The organism is Streptomyces sp. NPDC046203 (assembly GCF_040646255.1).
GTDB lineage: Bacteria > Actinomycetota > Actinomycetes > Streptomycetales > Streptomycetaceae > Streptomyces.
In genome coordinates this window covers 458,241-468,288 of sequence record NZ_JBEYZX010000001.1, presented here as the reverse complement: position 1 = coordinate 468,288, position 10,048 = coordinate 458,241, and the positions used below count along the sequence as shown (strand labels likewise).

The window sequence follows — 10,048 nt, the reverse complement described above, 5'->3', positions numbered from 1 at the left end:
CAAGAGGAATCCCTCCTCGTCGACATCCTCCAGCTCGCCGAACGCTACGAAGGCCTGACCGAACCCTCCCCCCTGCCCGAACAAGCCCAGACCGAGCCCACCCTCACCCCGGCCACCTCGCGCCGGACCTCTGCCGCCCCGCGCCGCACACCCGCGCCGCACACCCCGCGCACCGGCAAAACACCCCGGGCCACCACCCCCAAGGCGACCCGCCAGCCCCTCCTCGGCGACCTCCTCCTCACCCTCCTCGCCGGCCACGACGAACCCCGCCCCGCCAAGGAACTGCGGGACGAACTCATGACCCACCACCCCGACCGCACCCCCACCCCCCAGGTCGTCCGCAACACCCTCGAATCACTCGTCGCCAAGGGCCGCATCCAACGCCACAAGCACGACCGCTCGGTGATGTACACCCTCACCTGACACCACCCACACACCCGGCACACGCTCGATTCCCGCGCCTCGGCGGCACCACTCCGACGCCGAGGTGACGAAGACGCCGCCCGATCGGCGTACGCGGGCCGGTCGCGGACCGGTCGCGCGGAGACCGGTTGGGGTCCGGCCGTCACCACAACACGGCGCCGCGACAGCCCGGTTCCGGCCCGGCCCAGCCTGAACCAGATCGGCCCGGACCGGTCCCGTACTCCCGGACCATCCCCCGCTCCCCGGACCCGTCTCCTGCTCCCCCGGTCACACCTGATGTCACACAAGGCCCGGTCGCAGCACACACATGTGACATACTCCGGGAAACATGTGTCGGTCGGCGCCCCCGGTCGGCCCGCGCCGGATCCACCGAGGTGCGCCATCGACAGGCGCCGATCGCCCCGGTGACGGGCCGACGTTCCGGCCCTTCGGGGAGTGTGCGCGAGGTCCGCCTCCTCCGACCGTCAGCCGCCCCTCTCCGCAGAGCGAGGAAGAGACCGCATGAGCAATCTCGACATGGGCCGCAGGCGTCTGCTCAAGATGTTCGGGCTGAGCGCCACCGCGACGACCGCGGCGATCCTCCAGGCCGACCCGGTGCTCGCGGCGACCCTCGGGTACGACGAGCGGACCGGGGTCTCCCCGGCCACCTACCGGGCCCCGACGGGGCTGGCGCGGAGCACCGCGGCGAAGCGGACCGCGCTCGACTGGATCGGCGCCAACGAGGGCGCGATCACCAAGCTGAGCGACGACATATGGCAGCACGCGGAACTGTCCCTCCGTGAGTGGAAGTCCTCCCTCGCCACCGCCGCGCTCCTGGAGGCGAACGGCTTCACCGTCACCTGGGGCGCGGCGGGCTTCCCGACCGCCTTCGTGGCCACCTACGGCACCGAAGGGCCCGTCATCGGCTTCAACGCCGAGTACGACGCCCTGCCCGGACTCTCCCAGAAGAAGGGCGTGGCCACGCACGACCCGCTGGTGTACCACTACGACGCCTATGGCCCGACCTACGGCGCCGGGCACGGCGACGCGCACAACACCCTGGGCGCGGGCGGCACGGCCGCCGCGATCGCCGTCGCCCAGGCGATCCGCGCCCACGGCCTGAAGGCCACCGTCAAACTGTTCGGCAGCGCGGGCGAGGAACAGCTCGTCGGCAAGGCGTACGCGGCCAAGGAGGGGGTCTACGACGGACTGGACGCCTTCCTCGACTGGCATCCGTTCAACATCACGGTGCCGTTCTGGAACACCACCAGTGCCCTGGTGTCGGCGACCTTCACCTTCCTGGGCGCCTCGGGACACGGCGGCACCCCGCTGGGCAACAAGAGCGGCCTGGACGGCGCCCTGCTGATGGCGACGATGTCGGAGTACCTGCGGGAGAAGAACGTCGCCCCGTCCGGCAGGTTCCACTACGCCATCATCAACGGCGGCGGTGCCCCGAACGTGACCCCCGACATGTGCTCCATCTGGTTCTTCGTCCGGGAGGGGAGCCCGGCGCGCGCCCAGGTGCTCTACGAGAAGATCGTGGACTGCGCGAAGGCCGCCGCCCAGGCGAGCCAGACCCGGCTGGTGCACAAGTTCCACTCCGCCACCTGGAATCTGCTGGCGAACAAGGCCGGCGCGGAGCTGCTCGACGACAACATGCGGCAGATCGGCGCGCCCCGGTTCACCGAGGCGGACCACGCCCTGGCGAAGGCGGTGCAGAAGTCGCTCGGCAAGCCCGAGGTGGGCATGGCGACGGAGCTGACCCCGCTGGCGCCTCCGGCCGCGGCGTACAGCGGCGGTCTGGCCACGGACACCGCCGACATCAGCTGGCAGGCGCCCACCGCGGTGCTGCTGTCCGCCGCCTACCCGCCCGGGCTGCCCAACCACAACTGGGGTGTCACCGCCACGGCGGCCACCAACATCGGCCACCAGGCCCTGCTGTCCGCGGCCCGCTACCTGGCGGCCGGCGCCGTCGACCTCATCGAGCGGCCCGAGCTGCTCGACGGCATGAAGCAGGAGTTCAAGGACCGCACCGAGGGCGTCTCGTGGGCGTCGATGATTCCGGACGGGACCCAGCCGCCGCTGTACGAGCCGCCCGCGGACTTCCTCCGGGCCACCGGCCAGAGCTGGCCGCCGAAGGGGGTGACGTGGCCGGTGCCGCCGGTGATCGCCACCGAACAACTCGGCACCACGGGCCCCAACCTCCCGCCCGTGGCCTGAGGTTCCCCGCACCGCCCCTCGGCGCACGGATCCGTGGCCCGGACCAGGTTTCACGGACCGGTCCGAGCAACTGACCGCCCGTCCGGACGGGCGCGGGACATATCCCGGAACCGGGGTGCCGGTCGGCACCAGGGCGCGTATCGGGCTGAGCTCGATCGGTGAGGTGCGGCCTCGTGGGAACCGATCCGGTGGATCAGCTCGCGTCGCGCGGCGGGGCCGCGGTCGACGGATGCTCCATGGGTTGATCGAGCGAGATCGCTTCCGCGAGACGCGGAGGCCTGCTTCAGGTCTCGGTGAGGCGGGATCTGATCGGCCCGTACTCCAGCCAGACATCCTGCAGGAAGTCCTTCCGGCGGGTCGCATGCGCGCGGTTGCTGATGCGGTAGTAGAGCATGCGTCGGGTCCGGTCGGAGGCGAAGTTGCCGCCGATGTTGTGGCCGAGCAGGTAGTGGGCCAGGAGCAGGTCGCCGGCCCGGCCGGTGATCTGCTCGGGCTCGGGGAGGGGGATCGGCGGGTAGGCGCAGTACGTGCCCGTGCCGTGTTCGCGGAAGTAGGCGGCGTGGGTGCGGTGTGTGCCCGGCCAGACCCACAGGTTGCCGGAATCCTCGGCGAGTTGGTCGGTCAGCAGGACACCGGCCAGCATGGTGAAGGTCCCGAACTCGGGATCGTCGACCGGCTCGGCGTTGGCCGCGTCGATGTGCGGAATGCCCGGGCGGTGCGAGAACGGCGGGATGTTCAGTGCGACCTGAACCTGCCGGGGGACCTCCAAGGTGCCAGGGCCGGCCAGTTCCTCGGTGTACCCGAACGCCGGTCCGCCGGTCAACGGAGCCAGCAGATCCTCTTCCTCCTTGGTCTCCAGGAAGTAGAAATGCGGCCCCGCCTTGCCGGCTTCCGGCGGCTGCCCGGCCACCAGTCCGTCGACCCGGCGGTTCGCCCGATCCAGAAGCTCGCCCGGCACTGCCTGTGGGATCACGACGAAGCCGCGCTCGGTGAACTCGTCCAGGTGCGTCTCGCTCATCACCGGGCGACGGTAGATGCCCACCAGCCCGAGGGCCCAACGGTTTTCGCTCCTTGGACGTGTGTCAAGGCGTGATCGACGGGTACCTGGCGAGGCCCTTGAGCCAGATCATCAAGGCCCGTAGGCGGAGGCCGGCAAGGCCGTCGACGGCGGTTTTGTCGTAGCGGGTCGTAGCGGGTCGTAGCGGGTGGTGATACCCCGCCCACATAAGTAACCGCCTTGACAGGTGATTTCTCGTGCGATCATAATCGTCACACCTCAACAGGTGTGACATCGAAAAACCCACGGAAGAGGAGTACACGGACATGGCAGTCACCTACACCGGCGTCGTCACGGTGACCGGAGAAGGACGCAACGGGGGCCGCGTCGAGGCCGGCGACGGACTCCTCGACATCCGTCTCGCCATCCCGAAGGAGCTCGGCGGCGCCGGGGGCGCCACCAACCCCGAGCAGCTCTTCGCCGCCGGCTGGGGCGCCTGCTTCCTCGGTGCCGTCCGGCGCGCCGCTTCCCAGCGGGGGATCTCCCTCGCGTCGACCGCCATCACCGTCGAGGCGACCCTCACCCACGGCGACGACGGCGAGTTCGGCCTCTCCGCCGTCCTCCATCTCGAACTCGGCGGCGTCGACCAGGCCACCGCCACCGCGCTCGGCGAGGCCGCCCATCAGCTCTGCCCCTATTCCAAGGCCACGCGCGGCAACATCCCCGTGGTCGTCAACGCCACCGCCGTCGCCGCCTGATCCGGGCCGGTCTGAAGACACGGTGGGCGGATCCCGAGCCCCGGGTGGCGGTACGGACCTCGTCCGTCCCGCCACCCGGGGTTCGCGCGCGGGGAGGGGGAGGTCGGCAGACCGCCGCCCGAGGCCGCGGTCGGCAGACCGCCGCCCGAGGCCGTCATCCGCCCGGCTCGGTCAATCGCCGCACTGCTCGCGGTCGTCCAGCAATTCCCCGAGGAAGGCCGCCCAGTCCAGCGCGTCCGCTTCCGCCTCCGCCGGCACGAGTCCGTACGTGGCGTCCAGCCACCCCTCGACCTCGGCCATGGGCAGTTCGAACACCGCGCTGCTCTCCCGCGATTCCAGCAGCAGCCACACCACGTCGGCTGTCTCCCCCCGCACCGGCCACGCCTGTACGTCGCCCTCACCGCTCTCCCCGTACAGCCCCCGGTACAGCAGCTCGCGACCGATTCGCCAGGTCACCTCCCGGCCGTGTCCCGGGGTGAACGTCGCCGACACCACCATCGGCGACGAGGGGTCGAACCGGAACTCCACCCCGATGGGCTGCACCGGCACACCGTCCAGCACCCGCCGGATGTCCAGCCGGAGTGCCGGCGGCCCGGCCTCTCCCACCCGGCCGGTCCAGCCAGTCCGACCGGTGCGGCCACCGGCCTGTTCGCCGTTCATGACGGGAAACCCCTTCCATGGTGCGTGATCCTCGTACCGACCCTCCCCCGGCGGCCGCGCCTCGGGCATCCGTCACCTGACCCTGCCTCCGACTGCGTCACCGTCACCCCGCTCCCCCGCACCCGTCGCCGTCGCCCCCGCACCCCACCCCTCGGTACGTCATCCGACTGACCCGGGAGACGGGCGGGTTCGACGGTCTCCGCTCGCGCTCGGGGCGGACCACGGGGCCCGAAGGGGGCCGTCCGTTCTGGACTTGCCGGTCCATTTCCAGAAGTTCAGGCTCGGCGCACCGGGCGACGCCCATGCCCATGCCCGTACACCTGCCCGTACCCGTCGCCGAGGACAAGAAGAGCCCGATGGTGGACACGATCGAATGACTGCACGTGAAATGGCTGCACATGATCGAGGACGTACGCCGCCTGATGGCCCGTTACGTCCGCTACGCGGACCCGCAGCGCCGGCAGGACCCGGCGGGGCTGTTCACCGGGAACGCGCCGTACACCACGGGGAAGCCGGACGGATCCCCCTGGCTGATCCGCCACCTCCGCGAGGAGACCCTCCGCTGACTGCGGCGGCACGCCCGGCCCAGCCCAGCCCAGCCCAGTCCGGCCCGGTCCCAGCCCCTCCGACGGCCCCGCCCGGACGCCCCGTTCTGGTGCACGGCTGGGAAAAGCCCCCGGTCAGAAGGGTTGTGGAGGTCCAGTGGTCCAGAGAGCGGACCGACGGCGTCCGTTGGTGGACATGCTTCACGTACGAGTGATTGCATGGGCCTGCGAGTGATCATACGAGTCACCGATTTCGAATCGAGCGGGTCCGGGGCACAGCGCCGGGCCTCTCTTACGTCATGGCCGTTGGAGGCAGCCCGATGAACGAGGTGGAGCGCCGCTCCCCACGCGGCGCGACACGACTGGTCGGGCGGACCGAGGACCTGTCGTTCATCCGTTCCTTCCTGCACGACTCCGTGGTCCAGGGCGCGGCGCTGCTGCTGACCGGCGAGGCGGGCGTGGGCAAGACGGCCGTGCTCGACGCGCTGGCCGCGGACTCGGCCCGGCGGGGTGTGCGGGTGCTGCGGGCCCGGGGCGTGCAGTTCGAGGCCGACATCAGTTACGCCGGGCTCAATCAGCTTCTCGTCCCGCTCTTCGACGAGTTCGGGATCCTGGACGCCGGCCACCGCGACGCCCTGCGGGTCGCGGTCGGCATCGGCAGCGGGCCGAGCCCCGACCGGCTGGTGACCTCGACGGCCGTGCTGTTGCTGCTGCGGATGCTCTCCCGGGAGACCCCGCTGCTCGTCGTCGTCGACGACCTTCCCTGGCTGGACCGGGCGACCACCGGGGTCCTCGGTTTCGTCGCCCGCCGGCTCGTCGGCAGCAAGGTCAGTTTCGTCGCGGCCTGCCGTACCGGCTCCGCCAGCTTCTTCGAGTCCAGCGGCCTGACCGAGCACCGGCTGCCGCCCCTGGACGACACGGCCTCGGCCGAGCTGATCGCCCTCGCCCACCCCGATGTCTCGCCCGCGGTGCGGCGCCGCATCGTCGCGGAGGCGCACGGCAATCCGCTGGCGCTCGTCGAACTCCCGGCCGCCCTGAGCGGGGAACAGCGCACCGCGCTGACGGCGGTGCCGGCCGTACTGCCGCTGAGCGAGCGGCTGCAGGCGATGTTCGTGTCCCGGGTGGGCGGCCTGCCGGCGCCGACCCGGCGGCTGCTGCTTCTCGCGGCGCTCGACGGCACGGGGGATCTCGCGCCGGTCGAGGCCGCGGCGCGCGGGCACGCCGTCATCGACGACCTCGCTCCCGCGGAACGCGAACGGCTGGTGGAGGTCTCGGCCGGCACCAGGCGGCTGTCGTTCCGGCATCCGCTGATCGGCTCCGCCGTGGTGGCGCAGGCGACGACGGCGGAGCTCCACCACGCGCACCAGGCGCTCGCGGAGGTGCTCGCCGATCTGCCGGAGCGGCGCGCGTGGCATCTGGGAGAGGCTGCAGTGGGGCCGGACGAGGAGGTCGCGGCGCTGTTGGAGCAGGCCGCGCATCTGCGAGTGCGGCGCGGGGACGCGCTCGGTGCGGTGACCGCCCTGACCCGGGCCGCCGGACTCAGTCCGGCGCCCGCCGACAAGAGCCGGCGGCTGGCCGAGGCCGCGTACATCGGCACCGACGCCGGGGGCGAACTGGCGGACGCCTCACGGCTGCTGGCCGGGGCCCGCGCGGCCGATCCGTCGGGTCGCGACTCGCTGCACGCGGCGGCGGCCGCCTCCTTCCTGCTGATCAACAAGGACGGGGACATCGACACCGCCCACCGTCTGCTGGTCGGCGCGATCGAGAACGGCGACCACGGTTACGACGCCTCCGACGACGCGCTCATCGACGCGCTGCACAGTCTGGTGCTGCTGTGCTGGCACGGTGGCGAACCCCGGCTGTGGGAGCCGCTGCTCCGGGCCCTGGACCGGCTGACTCCCGAACCGCCCGATCTGCTGTGGACGGTGTCGCGGACCTTCGGCGACCCCGCCCGTACCGGCCCCGAGGGCCTGGCCCGGCTGGACGCTCTGTCGGCGCGTGTCGAGGACGATCCGACCCAGGTGGTGCGGCTGGGCACCGCGTCGGTGTACCCGGACCGGCTGGCCCGGGTGCGGGAGGCGTCGGTGCGGCTGGTCGAGCACGGCCGGGCCGGCACCGCGCCCGTACGCCGGCATCTGGGCGCGCTGATGCATCTGGGCCTGGACTACTACAACTTGGGGCGCTGGGACGACGCCACGCGTCTGGCGGGCGAGGGGCTCGTCCTGTGCGAGGAGCACGACTACCACTTCTTCGCCTGGGAACTCCAGTATGTGCAGGCCCTCGTGGCCGCGGCCCGGGGTGAACTGGCGACGAGTGACGCGCTCGTCGCGGACATCGTGCGCTGGGCGACGCCGCGCGGCGCTCACGGCGCCCGGTTCTTCGCCAGTCATGCCAAGGCGCTGGGCGCGCTCGGCGGCGGTGATTTCGAGGCCGCCTACCGGTACGCGACCGTGGTCAGCGCGCCCGGCGCCCTCGCGCCCTATGTCCCGCACGCGTTGTGGAGCGCGATGGACCTGGTGGAGGCGGCCCTGCGGACCGGCCGGACCGACGAGGCCGCGGCGCACGCGGCCGCCATGCGGGCCTCCGCGATGGCCGCGCTCTCGCCGCGGCTGAATCTGCTGGTCCTGGCCTGCGAGGCGCTGACCGCGCCGGGTGACGAGGCCCTCGCCCTGTTCGACCGGGCGCTGTCCTCGGTGGGGAGCGAGGCCGAGAAGTGGCCGTTCGACATCGCCCGCGTACGGCTCTTCCACGGTGAGCATCTCCGGCGCCGGCGGGCGACACGGGAGGCCCGGGAACAGCTCGTCACGGCGCTGGAGTCCTTCGAGGCGCTGGGCGCGGCCCCGTGGGTGAAGCGGGCGACGGCGGAGCTGCGCGCGACGGGGTACGCGGGGCCGGCGATCTCACCGGTCGCGTCGGTGTCCCTGACCGCGCAGGAACTGCACATCGCGCGGCTGGCGGCCAGCGGGCTGACCAACAAGCAGATAGCCGAGCGGCTGTTCCTGTCCCATCGGACGGTCGGCACTCATCTGTACCAGATCTATCCCAAGCTCGGCATCAGTTCGCGCACGGCGCTGCGGGACGCTCTGGACTCCCTGGGCCCCTTCCCGGACGAGGGCGGATCCCGATGACGTCCCCGCGCTCTCAGTCATTCGACTGAGGCGTGATCAGATGTCCGGGCACAGACTGGGAGTGAGCTCGTCCTGCCCGGCGGCCTCCTCCCGGTGGCCCCACCGAAAGCCGAGCAGTAGCGCGAAAGGAAACCAGCCGGATGCACGAGATGTCGCACGGCCGCCCGGACATTCACTGGCCGGCCGGCTTCTCGCCCGACGACGCGCACGACTACGACGAGCGGCAGGCTCTGGTGCGGACGCCGGTGGACCGGGCATTCGAGCTGCTCACCGATGCGTCGCACTGGCCGGACTGGTCCCCCGGTGTGGGCGCGGTGAGCAGCGAGGGGCAGGAGCAGTTCTTCCATGTGCACTGGCACGGGCACAAGTTCGAGATCTTCGTGGGCGAGAACGAGCCGCCGTACCGGATCGGCTGGCTGGGGATCGGCGCCGGGGTGCAGTTGTACCAGGCGTGGGTGCTCACGCCCACCGAGGAGGGCACCCGGCTGGTGACCGCGAATGTCGTGCGCAGTGCCGCTCCGAAGTCGCTCGACGTGTTGTCCGGGCTGTGGATGGACCGCCTCAGCGAGGTCTGGCACGCCCAGATCGCGAGGGTTTCGGAGGCCTGACCGTCGCGGTCGGCCGAGACGTCCGGCGCGGCTCGGCGAGGGCCGCGCCCGACTGTCCCCGGGCCCCGGATGGGTACGGTCGGTCCAGTCGGCCGGTTACGGTCAGGCCTGGGCCGCGTTCTGCCGCGCCCGGTAGTTCGCCGCCTTGACCCGATTGCCACAGGTCCGCATCGCACACCACTCCCGGCGATGCCCCCGCGAACGGTCCAGATACACCTGCGTGCACTCCGGCCGGGCGCACTCCCGCAGCAGCGCCGCCTCGTCACCGCCCACCAGCCGCACCGTCTCACGGGCCAGCTCCGCCAGCCCCTGCGCCACCGAACCCGAACGCATCACACCATCCGGCCCCAGCCGCAGCGTCACCGGCAGACCCGCCGCATGCAGATTGACCTCGGCCACCGCCTCCACCGGCAGCGCCCGCCCGTCCAGCCGCGCCGCGACCAGCTCGTACACGGACTCGCGCAACTGCACCGCCAGCGTCACATCCGACTCGCTCGCCCCCGGAGCCAGATCGAGCATCCCCGACTCCACGAACCAGTCGTCCACCAGACCGGGCGTCGCCAGCTTCTCCAACGGCGCTTCGTTACGACGCGCCCGCAACGTACCGACGAAATCCAGACAGAGCGTCCCACAGGGAAAGGCATGATTCACGTCACCATATTGACCGGTGACACGACACAAAGGCAAGCCTTCGGCCTCCGATACCGCTTCGGGGGCTTCACGCCCCCGT

At 71.6% G+C, this 10,048-nt stretch carries 9 protein-coding genes; 6 read left to right on the top strand and 3 right to left on the bottom strand.

Going from position 1 to position 10,048, the window contains the following annotated elements; genetic code table 11:
* Window positions 1–423 (top strand): hypothetical protein (locus ABZ990_RS01865; protein WP_361223640.1); only part of this gene is annotated, 423 nt, incomplete at its 5' end.
* Window positions 424–924: 501 nt separating this feature from the next.
* A complete protein-coding gene (locus tag ABZ990_RS01860; protein ID WP_361223637.1) occupies window positions 925–2,622 on the top strand; it encodes an amidohydrolase in 1,698 nt (565 codons plus the stop codon).
* A gap of 283 nt (window positions 2,623–2,905) precedes the next feature.
* Here the strand turns inward: ABZ990_RS01860 and ABZ990_RS01855 are convergent, their stop codons facing one another.
* On the bottom strand, window positions 2,906–3,640 hold the full coding sequence (locus ABZ990_RS01855; protein ID WP_361223634.1) for a hypothetical protein: 735 nt from the start codon (window positions 3,638–3,640) through the stop codon (window positions 2,906–2,908).
* A 305-nt stretch (window positions 3,641–3,945) separates the two neighbouring features.
* On the opposite strand from ABZ990_RS01855, the gene ABZ990_RS01850 reads away from it, so the two are divergent.
* Window positions 3,946–4,377 (top strand): Ohr family peroxiredoxin, encoded by a 432-nt coding sequence (locus ABZ990_RS01850; RefSeq protein WP_361223631.1) that lies wholly within the window; start codon window positions 3,946–3,948, stop codon window positions 4,375–4,377.
* Between the two features lie 171 nt (window positions 4,378–4,548).
* Here the strand turns inward: ABZ990_RS01850 and ABZ990_RS01845 are convergent, their stop codons facing one another.
* Window positions 4,549–5,037 carry an SsgA family sporulation/cell division regulator gene (locus tag ABZ990_RS01845; RefSeq protein WP_361223628.1) on the bottom strand — a complete coding sequence of 163 codons (489 nt, stop codon included), beginning with the start codon at window positions 5,035–5,037 and terminating at the stop codon, window positions 4,549–4,551.
* 383 nt (window positions 5,038–5,420) lie between these two features.
* Between ABZ990_RS01845 and ABZ990_RS01840 the strand changes: the two genes are divergently transcribed.
* The 3 genes from ABZ990_RS01840 (at window position 5,421) to ABZ990_RS01830 (ending at window position 9,318) form a co-directional block, all read left to right on the top strand.
* Entirely contained in the window at window positions 5,421–5,603 is a 183-nt protein-coding gene (locus ABZ990_RS01840) for a hypothetical protein (RefSeq protein WP_361223625.1), read from the top strand.
* A gap of 299 nt (window positions 5,604–5,902) precedes the next feature.
* On the top strand, window positions 5,903–8,710 hold the full coding sequence (locus ABZ990_RS01835) for a LuxR family transcriptional regulator (protein WP_361223622.1): 2,808 nt from the start codon (window positions 5,903–5,905) through the stop codon (window positions 8,708–8,710).
* A gap of 140 nt (window positions 8,711–8,850) precedes the next feature.
* Window positions 8,851–9,318, top strand: coding sequence for an SRPBCC family protein (locus ABZ990_RS01830; protein ID WP_361223619.1), 468 nt, complete (start codon window positions 8,851–8,853; stop codon window positions 9,316–9,318).
* Window positions 9,319–9,420: 102 nt separating this feature from the next.
* Here ABZ990_RS01830 and ABZ990_RS01825 read toward each other — a convergent pair whose 3' ends face one another.
* A complete protein-coding gene (locus ABZ990_RS01825; protein WP_361223616.1) occupies window positions 9,421–9,969 on the bottom strand; it encodes an ABATE domain-containing protein in 549 nt (182 codons plus the stop codon).
* Window positions 9,970–10,048: the final 79 nt, after the last annotated feature.

Bases quoted from the DNA above. Each gene is read 5' to 3' on its own strand.
- ABZ990_RS01835 (WP_361223622.1), top strand. From the start codon at position 5,903: ATGAACGAGGTGGAGCGCCGCTCCCCACGCGGCGCGACACGACTGGTC.
- ABZ990_RS01860 (WP_361223637.1), top strand. From the start codon at position 925: ATGAGCAATCTCGACATGGGCCGCAGGCGTCTGCTCAAGATGTTCGGG.
- ABZ990_RS01855 (WP_361223634.1), bottom strand. From the start codon at position 3,640: ATGAGCGAGACGCACCTGGACGAGTTCACCGAGCGCGGCTTCGTCGTG.
- ABZ990_RS01830 (WP_361223619.1), top strand. From the start codon at position 8,851: ATGCACGAGATGTCGCACGGCCGCCCGGACATTCACTGGCCGGCCGGC.
- ABZ990_RS01845 (WP_361223628.1), bottom strand. From the start codon at position 5,037: ATGAACGGCGAACAGGCCGGTGGCCGCACCGGTCGGACTGGCTGGACC.
- ABZ990_RS01850 (WP_361223631.1), top strand. From the start codon at position 3,946: ATGGCAGTCACCTACACCGGCGTCGTCACGGTGACCGGAGAAGGACGC.